22 protein-coding genes are annotated in these 20,030 nt (G+C 62.2%); 13 read left to right on the forward strand and 9 right to left on the reverse strand.

Features of this window, described 5'->3' with window-relative positions:
• The first annotated feature begins 499 nt into the window (after positions 1–499).
• The 10 genes from RBH19_RS10345 to RBH19_RS10390 all read left to right on the forward strand — a co-directional run bounded on the left by RBH19_RS10345 (position 500) and on the right by RBH19_RS10390 (position 10,390).
• Complete coding sequence (locus RBH19_RS10345; protein ID WP_306728772.1) at positions 500–2,095, forward strand: putative bifunctional diguanylate cyclase/phosphodiesterase; 1,596 nt, start codon at positions 500–502, stop codon at positions 2,093–2,095.
• Between the two features lie 76 nt (positions 2,096–2,171).
• The gene (locus RBH19_RS10350) at positions 2,172–2,825 is read left to right on the forward strand and encodes a flagellar brake protein (RefSeq protein ID WP_306728773.1); all 654 of its coding nucleotides are present in this window, start codon (positions 2,172–2,174) and stop codon (positions 2,823–2,825) included.
• Positions 2,826–3,081: 256 nt separating this feature from the next.
• Positions 3,082–4,617, forward strand: coding sequence for a BCCT family transporter (locus tag RBH19_RS10355; RefSeq protein WP_306728774.1), 1,536 nt, complete (start codon positions 3,082–3,084; stop codon positions 4,615–4,617).
• A 14-nt stretch (positions 4,618–4,631) separates the two neighbouring features.
• Positions 4,632–5,081: a hypothetical protein gene (locus RBH19_RS10360; RefSeq protein WP_306728775.1), complete on the forward strand. Its 450-nt coding sequence runs from the start codon at positions 4,632–4,634 to the stop codon at positions 5,079–5,081.
• Positions 5,082–5,106: 25 nt separating this feature from the next.
• The gene (locus tag RBH19_RS10365) at positions 5,107–6,345 is read left to right on the forward strand and encodes a porin family protein (protein WP_306728776.1); all 1,239 of its coding nucleotides are present in this window, start codon (positions 5,107–5,109) and stop codon (positions 6,343–6,345) included.
• Between the two features lie 72 nt (positions 6,346–6,417).
• A complete protein-coding gene (locus RBH19_RS10370; RefSeq protein ID WP_306728777.1) occupies positions 6,418–7,863 on the forward strand; it encodes a methyl-accepting chemotaxis protein in 1,446 nt (481 codons plus the stop codon).
• Between the two features lie 57 nt (positions 7,864–7,920).
• Positions 7,921–8,592 carry an SDR family oxidoreductase gene (locus RBH19_RS10375; protein ID WP_306728778.1) on the forward strand — a complete coding sequence of 224 codons (672 nt, stop codon included), beginning with the start codon at positions 7,921–7,923 and terminating at the stop codon, positions 8,590–8,592.
• Positions 8,593–8,893: 301 nt separating this feature from the next.
• Positions 8,894–9,235, forward strand: a complete 342-nt coding sequence (locus RBH19_RS10380; RefSeq protein ID WP_306728779.1) for an SET domain-containing protein — start codon at positions 8,894–8,896, stop codon at positions 9,233–9,235.
• Positions 9,236–9,290: 55 nt separating this feature from the next.
• On the forward strand, positions 9,291–9,851 hold the full coding sequence (locus tag RBH19_RS10385; protein ID WP_306728780.1) for an NADPH-dependent FMN reductase: 561 nt from the start codon (positions 9,291–9,293) through the stop codon (positions 9,849–9,851).
• 5 nt (positions 9,852–9,856) lie between these two features.
• A complete protein-coding gene (locus RBH19_RS10390; protein WP_306728781.1) occupies positions 9,857–10,390 on the forward strand; it encodes a hypothetical protein in 534 nt (177 codons plus the stop codon).
• Between the two features lie 65 nt (positions 10,391–10,455).
• Here the strand turns inward: RBH19_RS10390 and RBH19_RS10395 are convergent, their stop codons facing one another.
• The 7 genes from RBH19_RS10395 to pspA form a co-directional block, all read right to left on the reverse strand.
• The gene (locus RBH19_RS10395; RefSeq protein ID WP_306728800.1) at positions 10,456–11,832 is read right to left on the reverse strand and encodes a KamA family radical SAM protein; all 1,377 of its coding nucleotides are present in this window, start codon (positions 11,830–11,832) and stop codon (positions 10,456–10,458) included.
• A 231-nt stretch (positions 11,833–12,063) separates the two neighbouring features.
• Positions 12,064–12,306, reverse strand: coding sequence for a coiled-coil domain-containing protein (locus RBH19_RS10400; RefSeq protein ID WP_306728782.1), 243 nt, complete (start codon positions 12,304–12,306; stop codon positions 12,064–12,066).
• Between the two features lie 48 nt (positions 12,307–12,354).
• Positions 12,355–13,155 (reverse strand): hypothetical protein, encoded by an 801-nt coding sequence (locus RBH19_RS10405; RefSeq protein WP_306728783.1) that lies wholly within the window; start codon positions 13,153–13,155, stop codon positions 12,355–12,357.
• A 23-nt stretch (positions 13,156–13,178) separates the two neighbouring features.
• Positions 13,179–13,586 (reverse strand): envelope stress response membrane protein PspC, encoded by a 408-nt coding sequence (gene pspC / locus RBH19_RS10410; protein ID WP_306728784.1) that lies wholly within the window; start codon positions 13,584–13,586, stop codon positions 13,179–13,181.
• 5 nt (positions 13,587–13,591) lie between these two features.
• Positions 13,592–13,873: a PspC domain-containing protein gene (locus tag RBH19_RS10415; RefSeq protein ID WP_306728785.1), complete on the reverse strand. Its 282-nt coding sequence runs from the start codon at positions 13,871–13,873 to the stop codon at positions 13,592–13,594.
• Entirely contained in the window at positions 13,870–14,100 is a 231-nt protein-coding gene (gene pspB, locus RBH19_RS10420; protein WP_306728786.1) for an envelope stress response membrane protein PspB, read from the reverse strand. The genes RBH19_RS10415 and pspB overlap by 4 nt, the downstream gene beginning before the upstream one ends.
• Before the next feature lie 42 nt (positions 14,101–14,142).
• Entirely contained in the window at positions 14,143–14,820 is a 678-nt protein-coding gene (gene pspA, locus RBH19_RS10425; protein ID WP_306728787.1) for a phage shock protein PspA, read from the reverse strand.
• Between the two features lie 168 nt (positions 14,821–14,988).
• On the opposite strand from pspA, the gene pspF reads away from it, so the two are divergent.
• On the forward strand, positions 14,989–16,020 hold the full coding sequence (pspF, locus tag RBH19_RS10430; protein WP_306728788.1) for a phage shock protein operon transcriptional activator: 1,032 nt from the start codon (positions 14,989–14,991) through the stop codon (positions 16,018–16,020).
• 159 nt (positions 16,021–16,179) lie between these two features.
• Positions 16,180–16,740: a hypothetical protein gene (locus RBH19_RS10435; RefSeq protein WP_306728789.1), complete on the forward strand. Its 561-nt coding sequence runs from the start codon at positions 16,180–16,182 to the stop codon at positions 16,738–16,740.
• 107 nt (positions 16,741–16,847) lie between these two features.
• Here the strand turns inward: RBH19_RS10435 and RBH19_RS10440 are convergent, their stop codons facing one another.
• Together RBH19_RS10440 and RBH19_RS10445 are read right to left on the reverse strand one after the other, a co-directional pair.
• Positions 16,848–17,321, reverse strand: coding sequence for an outer membrane beta-barrel protein (locus RBH19_RS10440; protein ID WP_306728790.1), 474 nt, complete (start codon positions 17,319–17,321; stop codon positions 16,848–16,850).
• A gap of 133 nt (positions 17,322–17,454) precedes the next feature.
• A complete protein-coding gene (locus RBH19_RS10445) occupies positions 17,455–17,955 on the reverse strand; it encodes an outer membrane beta-barrel protein (RefSeq protein WP_306728791.1) in 501 nt (166 codons plus the stop codon).
• Positions 17,956–18,165: 210 nt separating this feature from the next.
• Between RBH19_RS10445 and RBH19_RS10450 the strand changes: the two genes are divergently transcribed.
• Positions 18,166–19,872: an NAD-dependent malic enzyme gene (locus RBH19_RS10450; protein WP_306728792.1), complete on the forward strand. Its 1,707-nt coding sequence runs from the start codon at positions 18,166–18,168 to the stop codon at positions 19,870–19,872.
• Positions 19,873–20,030 lie beyond the last annotated feature (158 nt).

Genomic DNA, 20,030 nt, shown 5'->3' on the forward strand with positions numbered 1-20,030 from the left:
CCTGGGGTAGCGGTGAGCGTCTGGCGGCGTGTGGGGTTCTGTCGCGCCGGGCTGGAGCGAGGTGCGTAGCAGGGCTACGTGCCGAGTGAAGCCCAAGCGACAGGGCCCCACACGCCGCCAGACGCCACCGATACCCCAGGTCAGCGACCCCCAAACCAAAAAAAAACGGCCCAGGCCTTGGCCCGAGCCGTAAGCAGAGTCGTCTTTGCGGACCCCCCACTGTCCTGATTCTTATTGACTCCCATCACCCTGAGTTGATGGTGACCTGATTATCGCCGGGAATTTGGTCCATTTCTGTGAACTGGATCACAGCGCCCCATGAGCAAATTGGCAGCTTTTTGCCAAAAGCAGGGCGTCGACCGCAAAAAGCGAGGGACTTGTCTATACTCAAGGCAGCATGCCCGGGTCGCGGTGATGTACAGGAAACGCCCTGCACCGATCCGCAAGGGCATCGGCGACGTTCGATGACATCGCGCCAGACAACCATGGATGGGTCGAAATGTCCTTACAACGCTTTCTCTGGAATCGCCAGCCTGCTGCTTACGCCCTTATCCTGGCCATTCTGTATGTGGTCATTGGCTGGCTCTGGATTGCCTTCTCGGATCAGGCCGTGGCCCGCTTGACGGACGATCCCGCCACTCTCAGTCAGCTACAGAGCATCAAGGGTTTCTTCTTCGTCCTGTTCACCGGTGCGCTGTTCTTTCTCTTTGCCTACTGGATGGGCAACCGACTGCTGCGCAGTCATCGCCTGGCCGAATGGTCCCGCAGGGATCCCATGACCGGCCTGGCCAGCCGTGCGCAGCTGATCGCCAGCCTGCGACAGCTGCTGGACGACCACCGGCAGGATCGCCCCCAGGTGGGTGTCATCATTCTGGACATCTCCCGCTTTCGCCGCATCAACGAAGGCTTCGGCATCCGTGCCGGGGATGGTGCGCTGCTGCAGATCGCTCACCGGCTGCGCGGTGAAGCGCCGCCGAGAGTGGTTCTGGGCCGACCGGGCTCTGATCATTTCGTGGCACTGGTGCCGCCCCCCTGCGACAGCCAATCCATGCGCGACATGGCGGATCGCCTGCTTCAGGCCACCAGCAGCCCCTTCGTCATCGGCGGCCGCCCAATCCGGCTTCGGATCGATGCGGCCATTGCCATGGCGCCACAGGACGGCAGCGACCCCCAGACCCTTCTGCAGACCGCCAGCACCGCCATTTATGATGCGAAACGGGAGGAGGAGCGCGGCATCGCCTTCAGCCGCACGGTCGGCTCGCAGGAGCGGAGTCATGCCGTCAGCCTGGAATCGGATCTGTCCGGTGCCCTGGAACGGGGTGAGTTTGCGCTGCATTTCCAGGCGCAGACGGATCTCATGGACGGACGCATCACCGGCTGTGAGGCGCTGCTGCGCTGGCAGCACCCGGATTATGGCCTGGTGGGACCGGATCGCTTCATTCCCCTGCTGGAGGAAACCGGTCAGATCGTTGAGGTCGGTCAATGGGTCATGGACGAAGCCTGCCGTCATCTGGCGGAATGGCAGACGATCGCCGGTGATGACTTCCGAATGGGCATCAATCTTTCCCGCCGCCAGTTGTGGGAAAGTCAGCTGCCGCAACGACTGGAGAACGCACGCCGGCCCTTCGGCCTCGAGAGTCATCAGCTCCTGCTGGAAGTCACCGAGACCCTCGCCATGCGGGAACCCGCCATCACCCGCTCGGTGCTGGACGAGCTGCACGGAATGGGCTACGTCCTGGCGCTGGATGACTTCGGTTCGGGCTACTCCTGTCTCGCCTACCTGAAGGAATACCCGCTGAACGTGGTGAAAATCGATCGGGCGTTCGTTTCCGGCATCCCGGGCAATCGCAAGAACCTGGCATTGATCGAGATCATGATGGGAATGGAGCGCCCCTTTGACATCGCAATGGTGGCCGAGGGAGTGGAAACCGCCCAGGAAGCGGAGGCCTTGCTCAGTCTCGGTTGCCGATCCGCCCAGGGTTACTGGATAGCACGGCCGGTTCCCGCGAATGAGTTCGGGAAACTGCTGAACTCATCGCCCCTGTCCCTGGAGACCGCGTCACGGCCCACGCGAATGCGGGTCGGGGAGAGCTGAAGACCCGATCGCCGGTGACCCACACGGTCAGAGGCGCTATCATCGGCTCAGACATCCATTCACAGGGAAGAGGGTCATGGTTGAACTGGCGCTGCCGGTCGGGGGTGTGCTCAATATCCAATTGTCCAGGCGCAACAACGGAAAGCGCTGGCAAGCACGCATGGTGGGCTACCTGGAAGGCGAGAGTCTGCTGGTGACCACGCCCCGCAGCCAGGGCACGCCCGTGCCCTTTTACATGGATGATGAGGTGACCATCCGCTATCTCTCGGGGCGCGAAATCCACGGCTTCACCACCTGGGTACGCAAGGTCGCCACCCAGCCCTTCCCCTATCTTCACCTGGCCTTTCCCCGGGAAATTGAACGGGTGACCATTCGCCAGGAAGAGCGCGTGAACATGGAACTGCCATGCCAGTTCCGATCGCTGAAACAGCCGGATGTCCAGGGTGAAGGCAAACTACTGGATCTCAGCGCCGGGGGCGCCCTGCTCGCCACGGATCAGGCGCTGGGACAGATCGGCGAAGAAATCGAACTGGCTTTCGAGGTGGAGTTCGCCGGCAGCAAGACACATATCGAAGTTGGCGCCACCATTCGCAGCGTCAAGGACGAAGAGCGGGGAGAAGAACAGACCCGCTGCCTGCACGGTCTGCAGTTCAGCGATCTGGGTGAACAGCATCGTCTTTTCGTGAAGGGCTTTGTCTACGAATCCATTCTTCAGCAGCGCAGCAGCTGACATCTCACCCGACGACAGGCGGCTGAAAGCGAATATCTTGGAAAGCGCTGCGTGCGGCTGCTACGCTGAACCCATGGCGCCCAACCAGTCCGGCAGGCGCCTTGCTACCGAAATCAAAGCAGAAGAAACACACCAGTCGGTGCTGATCCGGCTCTTCCATCATCCGGGCTGCTGCCGCCAGCACAAGGCGACGCCAGGCCGAACGCCATTGGCTGGATGAACGGCCCTTCCGCAGCCTCGCCACAGGAGATGCCGAATGAAAGTCAATCCGGTCATTTTCTTCGTCTCCGCCATTGTCGCCATTCTGTTCGTCGTCTATACGGCGACCTTCACTGCACAGGCGAGCGAGGTCTTCGGTTCGGTCCAGACCTTCATCGTGGAACAGCTCGGCTGGTTCTATGTCATGAGCGTGTCCATCTTTCTGGCCTTTGTCATCTACATACTGTTCAGCCGCTTCGGCAATATCACACTGGGCAAGCCGGGGGATGAAGCGGAATACTCCCTGTTCAGCTGGTTTGCCATGCTCTTCAGTGCCGGCATGGGAATCGGCCTGCTGTTCTTCAGTGTGGCTGAACCGCTCTTTCACTACGGCGCACCCCCCAGCGGAACGGAGGACAATGTGGAAGCGGCCCGTGAGGCCATGCGGATCACCTTCTTCCACTGGGGACTGCACGCCTGGGCCATCTACATCGTCATTGGCATGTCTCTGGCCTACTTCGCCTATCGACACGATCTGCCGCTGACTATCCGCTCTACCCTCTACCCCCTGCTGGGCAAGCGCATTCACGGCCCCATCGGCAACACGGTTGAGATCATTGCAGTCTTCGGCACCCTGTTCGGCATTGCCACCTCCCTCGGTCTCGGGGTGACACAGATCAATGCCGGCCTGGCTCACCTGGGCTGGTTCGAGTTCAACATTACCAATCAGATCATACTGATCGTGGTGATTACCCTGGCGGCCACCGTCTCGGTGGTAACAGGGCTGGACAAGGGAATCAAACGCCTGAGTGAAGTCAACCTTGTTCTCGGGCTGGGCCTGGTGCTGTTCGTTTTCCTGATGGGCCCGACGGCCTTCATCATGATGAGTTATGTGCAGGGCACCGGGCAGTACCTTTCCAATCTGGTCAGCATGAGCTTCCAGACCGATGCCTATCAGGGGCCGGAGTGGCAGGCGGCCTGGACCATGTTCTATTGGGGCTGGTGGATCTCCTGGTCTCCCTTCGTCGGGATGTTCATCGCACGCATATCGCGCGGGCGGACTATCCGGGAATTCGTTGGCGGTGTGTTGCTGGTGCCCACACTGCTGACCTTTGCCTGGCTCACGGTCTTCGGCAACACGGCAATCTATTTCGAGCTGAATGATATTGCGGAGATGGTCGGGGCAAGTACGGAGACGGCCCTGTTCGTGCTGCTGAGCGAATTCCCCCTGGCCCAACTGACCTCGGTCATTGCCGTTATCGTCATCGCGACCTACTTCGTCACCTCCTCCGACTCGGGCTCCCTGGTGATCGATACCCTGACATCGGGCGGGGAACTGGATCCACCCAAATGGCAGCGTGTCTTCTGGGCGCTGACCGAAGGTGCCATCGCCGCTGTCCTGCTTCTGGCTGGCGCCCAGGCAGTGGCCGCCAGGGGAGAGGATGCCGATGTGGAAGCCACCACAGGCCTGGAAGCCCTCCAGGCGGCGGCCATCACCACCGCATTGCCGTTCTGCATCATCATGCTGGTGATCTGCTGGAGCCTGCATCGAGGGCTCAGCCGTGACCGTGCGGCCGCCATGACCCACCGCTGAGAAGGAGCCAAGGCATGAGCAACTGGCAGGACAAACTCAGGCAGCTGGTCGAGGAAGCCCCGGGGTCAACGGCCGACAAGCTGGCCGCACAGGAGAAGGTGGAGCGGCGACGCGCCGAGATCATGCACTTCATCCAGGAGACCGTTCGGCCGGCCTTCGAGGACATCAAGCGGGAACTGGAGAAGTATGGACGCGAAGTGGAGATCGTGCCCGGCAAATACAAGGCCCGGCTGATGGTCTACCTCAATGAGGCGGAGGAGTTCTCCTACGTCATTCGGGGTGACGCCTCGCACCACATGTCCTTCGCCTGGCCCGTCATTCGTCCCGGTGACGATGACAATGAAGTGGCGCGTGCGGAAATTCAACGGCCGGGTGCCCTCAAGCGGGCATTCAAACTGGATGAATTCACTCGCGAAGGGATCATCGAGGATTTCCTGGAGGGGTACAGGAACTGGGTGCAGTAAATTGACAGCCCGGGGAGGCCTAACGATGCGAAAAGACCGCTTCATCCCGGTGATGATGCTGCCTATGTTGCTGCTGCCGTTCAGCAGCACGGTACTGGCTGATGACAGCGAAGGCAGCGAGGAAGAAGAGAAGATCAGGTCGCTTGAAGAGCGGCTTGAAAAGCTGGAGGCGCAGAACCGCGGATTCAGTGTCGGTGGTGCGGCCTGGCTGAATTACGAGTACAGCAGCTACAACGACCAGCAGAAAGAGCGCCTGGGTGATTTTCGTTTTGACCTGTTCCGGGTGGAAGCCAGAGGCGAGTCCGGACCCTGGGAAATCAGCGCCCAGTATCGCTGGTATGAATACATGGATGTCATTCACCATGCCTGGGTGGGGTACACACTCGAGAACGGCGCGCAGGTGCAGACGGGCATCAGTCAGGTTCCCTTCGGCCTGCAACCCTACGCCTCACACAGTTACTGGTTCGGCATCCCCTACTACCTGGGCTTCGAGGATGATTACCAGGCCGGCATCAAATACGTCGGTGGCGGTGATCAATGGGATGTCCAGGCAGCCTGGTATCCCAACCCGGCCCTGGCCAATCCCTCTGCCAATGACCGATATGCCTGGAATATTGTCACCAATACGGCCCTGGATGCGCCTGCCGGCTTCGAGACACAGGCCAATCGGCAGAATGACCAGTTGAACCTGCGCCTTGCCCGGGAAGTGGGATCGGATGGCGCCCTGCCGACGGAAGTGGGACTGTCCACGCAGTACGGGCGACTGTACAACGAAATCACCGAGCGTCATGGTGATCACTGGGCAGCCGCCCTGCACTCGAGGACACGCTTTGGCGAGTCGGAGCAATGGGGCCTCGAGTTGCAGTGGATTCGCTATCAATACAATCCGGAGAATCCGGATGGGGTCAGTGATGAGGCGGTGTTGTACGGCGCCTTTCGATTCGACAGCCTGGCGGCCTCCAGCGGCAATATCCATGTCATCAATGTGACGCGGGATTTTGAGGTGAACTGGGGGCCGATCAGCTTCCTCAACTGCTATACCAACTACAGTGTGCTTAAAAAGGATCCGACGGGCTTTGCCGATTCCAGTCTGCACACCACCGGCTGTGGTGTGACCGCCGGCCCCACCTACACCTTCATCGATCTGATCCGTGGCAGGAATCACAATTTCATGGGTGTGGATCCGGTGACCGCCTTTGCCCAGGGTGACCCGAACGCAAGTTGGGAAAACCGCTTCAATATCAACATCGGTATCTACTGGTAGGAATCCGGCGTATTCATGATTCATTCAATCTTGCCGATACAGGGGGAGGGCAGGCCGGACAGAGGCTGAAGCATGAAGCAGGATCAGGGGCTGCTGGATCGATTCCTTCCGGCTCGTTCACTGGGCACGGAACAGCGCAGTCGTGCGCTTAACCTGGTCGGGATCAGCCTGGCACTGGGCGTGGCCGGTCTGTTCTTCACCCTCCGCTACCATTTCCTTGGCATGCCGCAGGGCGCCCTGGGTGTGTTGCTGGCCAGTCTCATCGCCTTGAGCTGTCCGCTGGTGCTGCGTTTCAGCGGTCAGCTGTGGCTGGCGCAGACGCTGGCCCTGACAACCCTGCTGGCTCTCCTGTTCTGGCTTTGCTTCGTCGCCAATGGGGTCATGTCTTCTCCGCTGTTCTGGTTCGCAACGGTACCGGTTGCCGCCATTTTCACCGGCGGCTGGCGGCATGGCTGGATCTGGCTGGGCGCCACGGTGGCCACCATTCTCCTGATCCATTTCGGCGAGCAGGGCGGCTGGTTGATGCCACTAGGCCAGCTGCCGGAGTCCGCGGTGCGACCCATGCAGTTGAGCTCGGCACTGGTACTGGTAGTGGTGATGGCCATCCTCGCCAGCCTGTTCGAGCGCGCACGGCGACGCAGCGTGATCGGGCTGCAGGCCATGAGCCGCGAACTGGAAGCAGCCGGTGTGTTGATGGCCGAACGCAGCCAGCATATCGCCGTGCAGGCGGCTCAGGTGAGCGAGCTGCTGGCGCGACAGGCTGGCAGCCGACAGGCGCTGGAAGGCATGCTGGCGGATCTCGACAGCACGGGCGCGCAGGCGCGCAGCGAGGCCGGGCAAATGGCCGACAGCGCCGGCCAGGCGGAAGACAATGCGCGCACCGCCGGCCAGCTGATGCAGGAATCGGTCACCGAACTGGAACAGCTGGCCGGTGCGGTGAATGAGTCCGGCCGCGAGCTGACCCGGCTGAAGGAGGAAAGCAAGGCACTGCTGGATGTGGTCGGCATGATCGAGAGCATCGCTCGACAAACCCATCGCCTGGCACTGAATGCGTCAATCGAGGCGGCGCGGGCGGGCAGCGAGGGCCGTAGCTTTGGCGTGGTGGCCGAGGAAGTGCGTGCGCTGGCGGAGAGAAGCCAGGCGGCGGCCCGGGAAATCGGGCAGCACATTGGACGGCTCGTCGAGGGCCTGAGTCTTGGTGCCGAGCAGATGGGTTCGGCCGCTGAGAGCATGGAATCCGGCCGGGAGCGGGCGAATCAGGCCAACGTGGCCCTCGGTCAGATCCTGGCGGCTGCAGTCAGTCTTGCCGAGCAAAGCCAGGTGGTGGCCCGCGTGAGTGATGAACAGGGTCAGATCCAGACCCGGCTTGGACAGGAGTTCGAGGGCCTGCACTCCAGTCTTGAGCGCATTGGCGGGGCCTCGGAGAGCATTGACGAAGCCTCCCGCGCGGTCCGGCGTGCCCTGCGGGACATGAAGGAGCGGCTGGCGGCCACCCATGCCAGCGGAAACGCGGATTGATATTTGATCACGCGCCTGTCCGTCCTGTTGGTAACGGATCAATGTGGAGGATGGAGAATGCACAGGGTTCTGATAACCGGTGGCAATCGCGGCATTGGCCTGGCGCTGGTACGCGCCTTTCTGGCTGCCGGGTGGCAAGTGACGGCAGCCTGCCGCCAGGCCAGCCCGGCGCTGGAAGAGAGCGGTGCCGGCATCATCACGGGTGTCGACGTCAGTGATCCCGACAGTGTGGCCGAGCTGGCTGAACGTCTGCGCGGTTCGCCCATTGATCTGCTGGTCAACAATGCCGGGCGTCTGAGCCTGGATCAGCTGGGAGAAATCGACGCGGACACGGCCGCTGAAATCATCAGGCAATTCAGGGTGAATGCACTGGGACCATTGCTGGTTTCCCAGTCGCTGTCCGCCCACATGACCGCGGGTGGGCGAATAGCCATCATCACCAGCCGCATGGGTTCGATTGCCGACAATACCTCCGGTGGCGCCTATGGATATCGCATGTCCAAGGCGGCCGTTAATGCGGCCGGCGTTTCCCTGGCCCATGACCTGCGTGATCGGGGCATCGCGGTGGGCCTGTTTCACCCCGGCTTTGTGCGCACCGAAATGACCGGCGGACAGGGCCATGTCGAACCCGAACAGGCGGCGTCAATGCTGCTGTCGCGGTTCGAGGAACTCAATCTGGAGAACAGCGGCAGTTTCTGGCACGCCAATGGGGAAAAACTGCCCTGGTGACGGGCTGCTGCTCGCGTTCAGCCCACCGGACGGTGCCTGCACCCGGTACTGGGACCAGGCGACCATCATGCAGACAACCATGATCACCAGCGCCAGCAGGCACTCGGTGGGGCGTCGCCGGATCAATTTGCGCAGTGCGGTCAGTTTCATCCCTGGGGGTGAAGCAATCCACATGCCAGGCAGGGTCGGGGGCGGGTGGCCCGGGAACAGACGGTTCAGGGCGCAAAACGCAGACAGTCTGTGACAGCTCATGGCACAATCTGCCGTCTTTTGTCAGTGACAGTGTGCACCCGAGGAAGCGATGAGCCGAAATTACAACGACGAAAACCCCCTGGTCTACGCGGCCGACTCTCCCATTCACGGCAAGGGCCTGTTTGCCCGCAAGACCATCCGCAAGGGCCGCCACATCGGCACCTATGAAGGCCCGGCCACCCAACGGGATGGCATGCATGTGCTCTGGGTCTACGATGAGAATGATGAGAACCCGGTCGGGCGCAACGGCAAGAATGTGCTCCGCTTCTGCAATCACAGCAGTGACCCCAATGCGGAATTCGACGGCTTCGAACTCTATGCCCTGAAAACCATCCGAAAGGATGAGGAGATTACCTTTCACTATGGCGAGGACTGGGACGATCAGGAATGACTCCGGGCCTGCCCGCCTGATTCGGCCGATACTCGCCAGATAACGGGAGAGAACAATGCAGATCGTGGGTATTGCCGGCAGCCTTCGGAAGGGTTCCTTCAATCGGCAGCTGCTCGAGGCCATGGCGGCCCTCGCACCCGAGGGGGTGACCATTGCCTGCCATGGCATCGAGGGGATTCCCGTCTACGACGGCGACGTGGAGAATGACAGCGGCATTCCGGCCGCCGTGGAGACGCTCAAGGAGGCTTGCAGCAAGTCCGACGGCCTCCTGCTCGTGACGCCCGAGTACAATCAGAGCGTGCCGGGCCCACTGAAGAACGCCATGGACTGGATGAGCCGCCCGCCCAAGGACATCGGCAAGGTCTTTCGCGGCCTTCCGGTCGCGCTCACCGGGGCATCCGCCGGTCCCAATGGCAGTCGTGCGGCACAGTATGCCTGGCTGCCGGTCTTCCGCGGTCTCGGTCTTCAGCCCTGGTTCGGCGGGCAGCTTTACCTGCCCAGGGCGGGTGAGGCCTTCGACGAGGTGGGCCAGTTCAGTGATCCGGATATGCGGGATCGTGCTCAGCAATTCGTTTCAGGTTTTGCCCGATTCGTCGATCAGAACGGGAGGCAGTGAAGCGCATGAGACACTCGATGGTGGCCACCTCCATGCTGGCTGTCGCTCTGCTGCTGCCGCTTCTCTTCGCACCGGCCCATGCCAGTGTGCAGATTCACGGCTACCAAGAGGTCAGCTCCACCGCAGCCGGCACCATCCGGGGCACCGGCCTGCGCCTGCGCTGGCTGGCAACTCCGGGAACGCCGCTCGGGGGTGACTGGTACTTTCGTCCCGGCGCCGAGGTCACGGCGGGCCAGTTCCAGGACAGTCGTGAAACCCGGCGCTACTGGGAAGCGACCGGCCTTGGCCGACTGGAGTTTCGCGGCGAGTCCGTCGGCTTCTACGCCCAGGGGGGCATTGGTCGGCTGGAAATCAGCGGTGAGTATCAGGATCCGCTCAGCCCCGGCGCCCGGGTTTTCGAGGACAATGACACCCTGCTCAGTGCGGAAGTCGGTTTACGGCTCTATGAAGGCGTACGCATGGATGTGGGCCTGCGCTACCAGCGCTATCAGGAGGCCGGGGTCGAGTTTCGCGGCGTCGTGGTCGGGCTGGGTTTCTGAGTTAAAAAAACCCGCAGCGCCGTTAAGGCACTGCGGGTTTTCCATCCGTCGGGCCGGATGGAGTATCAGACCAGTTTCTTGCCTTCCAGGAAGGTGCGTGCCTCTTCGCACATCTGGCGATACTCGGCTTCGAAGAAGAACTCCTTCTCACCGAAGGCCGGTTCCAGCTGATCCAGCCAGGTGGCTTCCGGATCGTACTTGGCGAAGAAGGGGCGCTGGACCCAGTCCGGATTGCGACCCTGGATGAAACGCAGCACGATCACCTTTTCGCCCTTCACTTCGGTCACGCCCTGAATTTCCACCTTGCCGGGCCCGGCGCTCATGGACGGTCCGCGAGCGGTGCGACCAAGGCCGGATACCTGTTGCATGGCTTCGCGGTAGATCTCCCAGGCCCGCACCAGCGGCACCTCGAAGTAGGCCTTGGCGCCGGTGTCCCGCTCCACGAACATGTAATAGGGAATCATGCCCAGGCTGACCTGCTCCTTCCACATGCGCGCCCACACAGCGGGATCATCGTTGATGTTGCGCAGCAGCGGCCCCTGGGTGCGAATCTCGGCACCGGTTTCGCGAATGCGGCGAATGGCCTCCCTGGCCACGTCCGTCTGCATTTCCTGCCAATGGTTGTAATGAGCCATGATGGCGACATGCTTGCCGGCATCCACCAGCTCCCGGAACAGGGCGAGCACGTCATCGGCGTCCTTGTCGGTGACGAAGCGATAGGGCCAAAAACTCAGGGCCTTGGTGCCGATGCGAATGGTCTGGATGTGCGCGTAGGCATCGGTGGTGAGCGGCTCCAGGTACTCCCGCAGCTTGCGGGTCTTCATGATCATCGGATCGCCACCGGTCATCAGCAGGTCGCTCACCTGCTTGTTCGACAGCAGGTAGCTCTGCATCCGGGCGGCGTCATCGGCCGCGATCTTGAATTCCTGATCACCCACGAACTGCGCCCAGCGGAAGCAGAAGGTGCAGTAGGAATGGCAGGTCTGGCCATTGGACGGAAAAAACAGCACGGTCTCGTTGTACTTGTGCTGCAGACCGTCGATCACTTCACCGTCGTCATCGGTGGGCAGGTTCATTTCCTTCTGCCCGGCCGGGTGCGGATTCAGACGCTCGCGCAGCTCGCGGGCCTTCTCCTTGATGGCCACCTTGTCCGCACCGTCACGATGCAGCGCCGCCATTTCCTCGTACATCTCCGGCGGCAGCATGTCCCGCTGGGGAAAGGTCAACTGATACAGGGGATCGGCCGGCACCCTGCCCCAGTCGATAACGTCATTGATCATGTACTCGTTGACCCGGAAGGGCAGCACGCTGGACACCACCTTCATTTCGAAGACGGTATCCTCATCGAGCTGCGACAGATGCTCGATCTTGTCGAGATTCTTGTCGGTAAAGACCTTGAATCGACGCGGCTCGAAATCGCTTTCGGCGGTTTCACGGGCCATGCGCCCTTCCTCGATACTGGTCACCCTGGACATGGTCACCCCCATGCGTTCAGCAGTAAGCGGCTTTTTTTCAGCCGGAAACAACACCGCGGACCGGTGGCCCGCGGAAAAAGACGGAATATGGTAACAGCCGGGAGGGGCTCCCGGCCAATCCGAGTACTCACCTTGTTGGACAAGGCCTTGCAGCCCGGGTTCGCCGGGAGATTCCAACACGCTGTTTATTAACGGATTTTAAAAGCGACTGCGCTCCAGATCGGAAAAACGGCGGCGCAGGTCCTCACGGCCGTCGGTAACGATGGTCTCCAGCGCCTCCACCCGGCGACGCAGCTGTTCCAGCTCCGCGAGCAACGCCTCCCGGGCCGCGTCATCGGGCTGGCGCCGACGTTCCTTCATCCAGTCCCTGATCAGTCCAGCCCCCAGGGCAGCGATCACAATGAACAGCACCATTTCGAATGGGCCGATTCCAATACTCATTTTCCTTTTTCTCCGTGGTTCGTGATGCCGATGTGGTAATCGCCTGTTCTACTCCTCCGCCGACGACACCCTGTCCAGCATTCCGTCGAGCGCAAGGCTGAATTTGCGCCGCTCGCGCCGCAGGGACCGCCGAATGTCCAGCAGCGCGACCACGCCGGCCGTGATGCCCAGCAGTGCCAGCAGCGACCAGCTCCACCACGCGCCGCCCAGGAAACTCCAGAGTACCAGCAGGCCGATGCCAATGCCGATGCCCCAGCCGCCCATCCACCCGGATCGCTTGTCGCTCAAGTCGGCGGCAAGTCGAACCAGTACATTATCCCGGTCCCAGCGAATTAGATTGAGACTGACGGTCTCTGCCTCCACCAGCCTGTAGCGGCGACCACTGAAATCCGTCATTCGCTGAACCATGTCCCCCAGGTCACCGGAGGGCTCCCACACGGAAAGCCCGGGTGCACGACGGACGGGCTGCAGACTCTGCTCCTGTTCGAGCTGCTGCTCGAGGTCGGCCTGGACCTGCTCCCGGGTGCCCGATATCCGCCGCGTCACCGTGGCCATGGCGCCACCGAACAGCCAGGTCAGCAAGGGATGGTCTTCTTCATCGTCATGGAGCTGGCTACGGGCCTGCAGCTCGCTGAGCGCGGCCTGCACATGCTCCGCGGCAATACCCACGTCCGCACCAATCCGAATCAGCTCGGCTTCACTGAAGGCCGGTGGCTCACCGTCACCCGTCAGACTCTGCAATTCGGCCGCGCGACGTATGATCCTTTCCAGTTCATCCGCCGTGTAGCGCGGGGCGACGGGATTCTCGGCAGCTGCCGCCTTCAGGTGACCGTCATCGATCGTGCTCATTTCCCCTCCCCCTCAGTGGCCCGTCAACGATCAAGGTGTCGGAATTCCCGGTCCAGCTCATAGCGATCGGAGGTCACATAGCGCTCCATGCGCTGCAGCCGCCGTTCCAGGTCGCGGAAGCGGCTGCGAACCGTGTCCAGGGTACGGCTGGGTGAGTCACGCATGGATCGCCACATGGCCTCTTCCTCCGCACCCTGGTACAGGGCCTGGGGCCGGCGCGGCAGGATCAGGGCCAGGACGATGTAGGTCACGACCACGAAGGGCGCAAAGAAGAACAGGGCCACAATGGTGAGAAAGCGCACCCCGGCCACACTGATACTGAAATAGTCGCCCAGACCGGCGCAGACACCGGCGATCCAGCCGTTCTGCGGATCCCGGTAGAGCCGGGTGGGGCTTTGCTCGTCGCCATGAATATCGCGGATGCGGGTCATGTCATTTACTCCTGTTCCAGGCCTTCGCGGGCCGCGGTTCGCCAGAAATCACGTTCTTCGCGCCGCCCGCGCCAGATCAGGCCCCGGCGCGGCAGCAGAAAGGCGGCCAGCAGGTAGGCGGTGACCGTGATGGCGGTGAAAAACACCAGACTGATCAGTGCCAGTACGCGAATTCCCCAAGGGTTGACGCCGATGCGGCCCGCCAGGCCGGCACAGACACCGAAGACCACACCCCACTCGGGGTCACGATAAAGGCCCAGCGGCCCTCTTTCCCTTGCCTGTGTCATGGCTCCCTCCTTCGCCACTCGCGATTGTCCCGATCCAGAATCTCTTCCAGCGCCTGCATGCGGTCTTCCATGCGGTTGGCGCTTTCCCACAGATCCGCGAGCATCTTTTCGTCGTCCCGCGACAGCCCCCGGGTCTGTTTCCACTGGGTGATGTAGTGGAGCAGCAGCCACAACGGTGCCACCAGCCCCACGAAGATGATCATCACCACCAGCATCAATTCCGACATGACTTGCTCTCCCCAGATGATTGTTCATGCCCGCGCCGCCGTTCACTCCGACTTCGCGCGTCCCTTCACTCTGGCCTTGAGTGCTTCCAGCTCGCTTTCCACCGACTCGCTGCTTTCCAGGTCGCGGAAGGCCTGGCGCACCTCGGACTCGCCACGCCCCATGTCCAGGGCCTCGGCTTCACCTTCCAGATGATCCAGGCGCTGCTCGTAACCCTCGAAGCGCGACAGGGCATCATCCAGGCGACGATCATGCACATGGCGGCGGGCCTCAAGGCGAGTGCTGGCGGCCTGACGCCGCTGGATCAGCGACTTCTGACGGCTGCGGGCGTCATCCAGCTTGCTCTGCAGCCGCGCAATGTCCTCATTGAGCTGCTCCAGGGTAGCCCCCAGACGACCATCCTCCTCGTCGAGCGACACCATCTGCTCATCCGCCTGCTGCTTCTCCACCAGGGCGGCGCGGGCCAGGTCTTCCCGATCCCGGCTGACGGCCAGTTCGGCCTTTTTCGCCCAGTCGGCGGCTTCCTCGCGCCAGTGTGCAATGTGGCGCTGAACCGCCTTGCGATCGGCAATGGTGCGCGCAGCCGTCGACCGCACTTCAACCAGAGTATCCTCCATTTCCTGGATGATCAGGCGAACCATCTTCTCCGGGTCTTCCGCCTTGTCCAGCAGGGCGTGAAGGTTGGAGTTCACGATGTCACTGAAGCGGGTAAAGATGCCCATTGTTCGAATCCTCATTTCGTGCAAAACGGTTGTTGATCTGTCGCTACTGTTTGCAGGAGCCGTGCCAATCCGTATTGCATTGATTTTTAAATGATTTTTATTATTCGCCTCCCGGACGCTTCGGTGTAGAATACCGATGATTGGTTAAATTGACCGGGAGATGGCGAAATGGATCGGGAACGGAGCCAGGCCGACAGCGCCCTCATCGGGCAGTCCGCGGCCTTCCTCGATACCCTGGAGCACGCCTCGCGGGCGGCACGGCTGGACAAGCCCGTGCTGGTGATCGGAGAGCGTGGCAGCGGCAAGGAACTGATCGCCGAGCGCCTGCACTTTCTCTCATCCCGCTGGGATCAGCCCCTGGTCCGCCTCAACTGCGCCACCCTGAGCGAGGGTCTACTGGAAACCGAGCTGTTCGGCCATGAGGCGGGCGCCTTCACCGGGGCCACCCGCCGCCACGCCGGGCGTTTCGAGCGGGCCGACGGCGGCAGCCTGTTTCTGGACGAACTGGCCACCATCTCCCAGCGCATGCAGGAGCAGCTGCTGCGGGCGGTGGAATACGGGGAGTTCGAACGCGTGGGCGGGGACCGCAGCCTGCAGGCCGATGTGCGCATCATCGCCGCCACCAATGCCGACCTGGTGGCCATGGCCCGACGTGACGAATTCCGCCCCGACCTGCTGGATCGCCTGGCCTTCGATGTGATCCGCGTTCCGCCCCTGCGTGAGCGGCGGGAAGACATCCTGCTGCTGGCCGAGCATTTCGCCCTGGGCATCACGCGTGAACTGGGGCGGCCCTATTTCGCCGGTTTCGCCGAGTCGGCCCGGCAAGCCCTGCTGGATTACCCCTGGCCGGGCAATGTGCGCGAACTCAAGAACGCCGTGGAGCGTTCCGTCTATCGACAGGCCGAGCCGGAGGCGGAAGTGGACACGGTGGTTCTGCACCCCTTCGGCTCTCCCTGGCGGGAACCGGCGTCCGAGGCATTGAGCGAGGCGCCGGCGGCGGCCAGGGAGGATTTGGGCGCAGCGACGGCGGAACCGCTCCCGGCCCGGCTGGTGGAGCACCTGCAGAACCTGGAGAAGGGCTATCTTGAACGGGCCCTGGAGTACAGCCGCTTCAATCAGCGCCAGGCCGCGGAAAGGCTGGGGCTGAGTTATGACCAGTTCCGCGCCCGCCTGCGCAAGCATGGTCTGCGCCCGCGCTAGCGGCCGACGCGAATCGCCCGGCAATGCTCAGACCCACCGAGCTGCCCGCGTGATCCACGCTTTTCTGCTAGCCTTCACCAGACCCGCCTGCACGGGTTCGCTTCCACAAGGGGGAGTGGAAGCACACGGAAAACAACGATCTGCACTAAGGAGTAGGGAATGAATAGAATGGGACGTTTACTCGCCGCCCTGGCGCTCACCCTGGCCATCCCGGGAACCGCCAGCGCCGTCAGCATCGGCTTCAATGTCGGTTTCGGCAATGGCACGCTGGAAGTGGACTATGACGCCTGGTACGGGGGTGGTGTCGAGGAATGGGACACGGATTACTTCCAGTTCGGCTTCACTCTGGATACCGGCCGCAAGGGGAGCCTGTTCAAGTATCGCCTGCATGCCGGCATCCACAACCTGGGAGATGGCACGGTGCCGGATGATCAGACCGGTATTGGCCTGGACAACCATTTCGGTTTCGTGCTCAACCGCAACGCGGACGTCAGGGTTTGGGCGGGGCCCTCGATCTATCTCGGTTTCAACGACGGCGATCTGGGCAATGGGGCCTATTTCGGCTTCGGCCCCACCCTGGGCCTCGACCTGCCGGTGGGTGGCAGCACACTGGGCCTTGAGCTCAGCTACCGGGTGGCCGGCCATGTCTTCGATGACCTGGATGACTTCGCCAACACCACCTCGGAAGACGTATTCCTGCGCGCAGCCTTTCTGTTCTGAAGTCGACGCGTGATCAATGATGGGGTCCGGCCCTCCACGGAGACGCCGGACCCGTTTTCATCGTGCTGGCCCGCTGCGTTGGCTGGCCAGACCGGCAGCATGCCCGATCAGAAACGGTACAAGGCGTTGAACTGAAAGGAGTCGGTATTATCCCGGGCGACGATCTCGCCGCGCAGCTCCCACTGACGATCAAGACGCCAGGCACCGCCAAGGCCGACCATCAGGCCATCGTCATCACCGAAATCCAGGCCGGCGCGCCCCAGCAGGGACCACTGCCCGGTCAGGGGCAGGCTAATCACGGCAGTGCCCCACAGGCCCTTTGCCTGTGGCCGCCCGGGCTGACCGGAACGACTGAAGCGACCGGAGTTCCAGTATCCCGCCTCGGCCATGACATTGGCCTCCCCCAGCACCTGGCCGAAGTCATAGCCGCCGAAGACCTGGTGGCCAACGGCATTGCTGAATCCGGTCAGGGAATTGCTGGAAAGCCCACCCCCAAGGTAATAACCCTCCAGCTCATTGCCGGACGACACCGACGGAGCAAGGCACAACAGGGAAAAGAGAATGAAACCTGGCTTGTGCATGACAGCCTCCTGTCGAATGGCGGCGCGAAGAACGGGTGCCGGGAAAATACCAGAAGGTCAGGCAGCTGAACACAGAAAAAAGCCGGCCAGCGATTACGCTGACCGGCTCACGATCCCGTAGTAAAGAGATGATTCAGAAGTGGTAGGCGACGTTGAACTGAACCGAAGTGATGTTGTCGCGCTCGACCAGCTCGCCACGCAGTTCGAGATTCTCGTTCAGATGATAAGCGGCACCACCGCCAATCATGAAACCATCGTCATCACCGAAGTCCAGACCGGCACGGCCAAAGAAGGACCAGTCCGGGTTGAAGCGATAGGCGACGCCACCGGTGGTCCACAGACCGGAATGGCTGGTGGTGACGGTACCGAAGAATGTGTTGGCCTCGAAATCATCCGTATTCATGAAACCGGCTTCGACGATGAAGTCCAGCTGATCCACACCGAAGATTTCACCGAAGTTGTAGCCACCGAACACCTGGAAGCCGAAGGCGGAATCGAACCCGGAAACCGAATTGTTGCTGACACCACCACCGAAGTACATGTTGCTTTGATCGAATTCAAAACCATCCGCCATCACGGAGGTGGAAAGCATCAGACCGGCCGCAGCCGCCAGACCCAGATGAATCTTCTTCATGCCTCTCTCCTTCGAGTCATTATGATTGTGCTCAAAAACCCACGATTTCAGTGTAGCCTGTCCGCTTGCCTGCTGCCAAAGCGGACGGCGAAAATACCCTCTGTCCGACCCAGGGAACACTAGCAGACTTAGCCCTTGCGGGCGAACCCCCTGAATGAGGGGCCCCGTCCCGGCATCCATCCAATCCGAATTCACTGAAAGAGGTCACACATGCAGACATTCCGGCTCCATCGCCGCCCGGGGAAGCAGGATCAGCTTGAGGTGCCCCTGCGGGGGCGTGCCCTGCTGGCCCACCCCATGTACAACAAGGGCACGGCCTTCACGATGGAAGAACGCCGGGCCTTCGGCCTGGAAGGCATGCTGCCGGATCGCACCTCCAGCAGCGAGGTGCAGAAGAAGCGCACTTACCAGGCGATCGTTCGGAAAAGTGACGCCATCGAGCGCTACATCGGCCTGGCCGCCCTGCAGGATCGCAACGAGGTGCTGTTCTACCAGCTGCTGGAAGACCACCTGGACGAGTTCCTGCCCATTGTCTACACCCCCACGGTGGGCCAGGCCTGCAAGAAATACAGCCACATCTTTCGGCGCGGGCGTGGCCTGTGGATCACGCCCCGGGACCGGGGCCGGGTCGACGAGATCCTGGCCAATGCCCCCTACGAGGATGCCCGTCTGATCGTGGTCACCGACAATGAGCGCATCCTCGGCCTGGGGGATCTTGGCGCCGGCGGCATGGGGATCCCCATCGGCAAACTGGCCCTGTACACAGTGGCCGCCGGCATTCATCCCAGCCAGTGCCTGCCCATCAGCCTGGACGTGGGCACGGATAATGAAGAACTGCTGAACGACGAATTCTACGTGGGCTTTCGCGAACGCCGCCTGCGCGGCGAGGCCTACGACGAACTGGTGGAAGAGTTCGTGGAGGCCGTCCGGGCGCGCTTCCCGAAGGCCCTGCTGCAGTGGGAGGACTTCAAGAAGGCCAATGCCTTCCGCCTGCTGGATCGCTATGCCGACCGCCTGCTGTCCTTCAACGACGACATCCAGGGCACGGCGGCGGTGACCCTGGCCGGTGTCATGGCCGGCTGCCGCATCGTCGGCCAGTCCGCCCGGGAACAGCGGGTGCTCATCCTCGGTGGCGGGGCCGCCGGCATCGGCATTGCCCGCCAGCTGCGGGAATGGCTGCGCCGGGACGGGGTCGAGGGCGAGGACCTGACCCGCGCCATCGCCGTACTCGACAGCCGCGGCCTGCTGATCGACGACGGCAAGCTGTCCGATGAATACAAGAAGGAGTTTGCCTGGCGCCCGGAAGACGCGCGTGCCATCGGCATTGATCCGGAGGGCGAGCGCGACCTGGCCGCCGTGGTGCGGGCCCTGAAACCCACGGTGCTGCTGGGCACCTCCGGCCAGCCGGGCATCTTCACCGAGGACATCATCCGCGACATGCAGGCGGGCACGAAACGCCCCATCATCCTGCCCATTTCCAATCCGACGGCGAATACCGAAGCCCGCCCCGAAGACCTGATTCAGTGGACGAAGGGCCGGGCACTGGTGGCCACCGGCAGCCCCTTCGATGCCGTGGAATACGAGGGCAAAACCCATGAGATCGCCCAGGGCAACAATGTCTACATCTTCCCCGGCGTCGGTCTCGGAGCGCTGGCCGTGGAAGCCCATCGCATCACGGATCGTCTGTTCACCGTGGCCGCCGAGTCCCTGGCCGAATGCATTTCCGAGGATGACCTGGCCCGGGGCCGCCTGTATCCACCCATGAGTGGCCTGCGCGACATCACCCGCCACATCGCCATCGCCGTGGGCCGCGCCTGCATTGACGAGGGCCTGGCCGACAGCGACCGGTCGGCGGTGGAAAAACGCGTGGACGAAATGATGTGGCAAGCGGAATACCCGGAGTACGTGCCGATCTGAGCCAAGCCCGTCCCGCCGATCAGGCCGGAGGCCGAGTGGCTGGGTGGCTGTGGTGGTCTCTCGCGCCGCGCTGGACTGAGGCGCGTAGCAGCGCTACGTGCCGAAGGAAGCGCAAGCGAGAGGCTTTTTCCAAGAAGTGGCCCCGCCTGATCGGCGTC

Source organism: Natronospira bacteriovora (assembly GCF_030848495.1).
In the GTDB taxonomy this organism is placed as follows: Bacteria; Pseudomonadota; Gammaproteobacteria; order Natronospirales; family Natronospiraceae; genus Natronospira; species Natronospira bacteriovora.

Excerpts from the sequence above, each read along its gene's own strand:
- pspF (WP_306728788.1), top strand. The coding sequence starts at position 14,989 with ATGGATCGGGAACGGAGCCAGGCCGACAGCGCCCTCATCGGGCAGTCC.
- RBH19_RS10400 (WP_306728782.1), bottom strand. The coding sequence starts at position 12,306 with ATGAGTATTGGAATCGGCCCATTCGAAATGGTGCTGTTCATTGTGATC.
- RBH19_RS10365 (WP_306728776.1), top strand. The coding sequence starts at position 5,107 with ATGCGAAAAGACCGCTTCATCCCGGTGATGATGCTGCCTATGTTGCTG.
- RBH19_RS10370 (WP_306728777.1), top strand. The coding sequence starts at position 6,418 with ATGAAGCAGGATCAGGGGCTGCTGGATCGATTCCTTCCGGCTCGTTCA.
- RBH19_RS10380 (WP_306728779.1), top strand. The coding sequence starts at position 8,894 with ATGAGCCGAAATTACAACGACGAAAACCCCCTGGTCTACGCGGCCGAC.
- RBH19_RS10395 (WP_306728800.1), bottom strand. The coding sequence starts at position 11,832 with ATGGCCCGTGAAACCGCCGAAAGCGATTTCGAGCCGCGTCGATTCAAG.
- pspA (WP_306728787.1), bottom strand. The coding sequence starts at position 14,820 with ATGGGCATCTTTACCCGCTTCAGTGACATCGTGAACTCCAACCTTCAC.
- pspC (WP_306728784.1), bottom strand. The coding sequence starts at position 13,586 with ATGACCCGCATCCGCGATATTCATGGCGACGAGCAAAGCCCCACCCGG.
- pspB (WP_306728786.1), bottom strand. The coding sequence starts at position 14,100 with ATGTCGGAATTGATGCTGGTGGTGATGATCATCTTCGTGGGGCTGGTG.
- RBH19_RS10445 (WP_306728791.1), bottom strand. The coding sequence starts at position 17,955 with ATGAAGAAGATTCATCTGGGTCTGGCGGCTGCGGCCGGTCTGATGCTT.
- RBH19_RS10450 (WP_306728792.1), top strand. The coding sequence starts at position 18,166 with ATGCAGACATTCCGGCTCCATCGCCGCCCGGGGAAGCAGGATCAGCTT.
- RBH19_RS10355 (WP_306728774.1), top strand. The coding sequence starts at position 3,082 with ATGAAAGTCAATCCGGTCATTTTCTTCGTCTCCGCCATTGTCGCCATT.
- RBH19_RS10415 (WP_306728785.1), bottom strand. The coding sequence starts at position 13,873 with ATGACACAGGCAAGGGAAAGAGGGCCGCTGGGCCTTTATCGTGACCCC.
- RBH19_RS10385 (WP_306728780.1), top strand. The coding sequence starts at position 9,291 with ATGCAGATCGTGGGTATTGCCGGCAGCCTTCGGAAGGGTTCCTTCAAT.
- RBH19_RS10440 (WP_306728790.1), bottom strand. The coding sequence starts at position 17,321 with ATGCACAAGCCAGGTTTCATTCTCTTTTCCCTGTTGTGCCTTGCTCCG.
- RBH19_RS10375 (WP_306728778.1), top strand. The coding sequence starts at position 7,921 with ATGCACAGGGTTCTGATAACCGGTGGCAATCGCGGCATTGGCCTGGCG.
- RBH19_RS10390 (WP_306728781.1), top strand. The coding sequence starts at position 9,857 with ATGAGACACTCGATGGTGGCCACCTCCATGCTGGCTGTCGCTCTGCTG.
- RBH19_RS10360 (WP_306728775.1), top strand. The coding sequence starts at position 4,632 with ATGAGCAACTGGCAGGACAAACTCAGGCAGCTGGTCGAGGAAGCCCCG.
- RBH19_RS10405 (WP_306728783.1), bottom strand. The coding sequence starts at position 13,155 with ATGAGCACGATCGATGACGGTCACCTGAAGGCGGCAGCTGCCGAGAAT.
- RBH19_RS10435 (WP_306728789.1), top strand. The coding sequence starts at position 16,180 with ATGAATAGAATGGGACGTTTACTCGCCGCCCTGGCGCTCACCCTGGCC.
- RBH19_RS10345 (WP_306728772.1), top strand. The coding sequence starts at position 500 with ATGTCCTTACAACGCTTTCTCTGGAATCGCCAGCCTGCTGCTTACGCC.
- RBH19_RS10350 (WP_306728773.1), top strand. The coding sequence starts at position 2,172 with ATGGTTGAACTGGCGCTGCCGGTCGGGGGTGTGCTCAATATCCAATTG.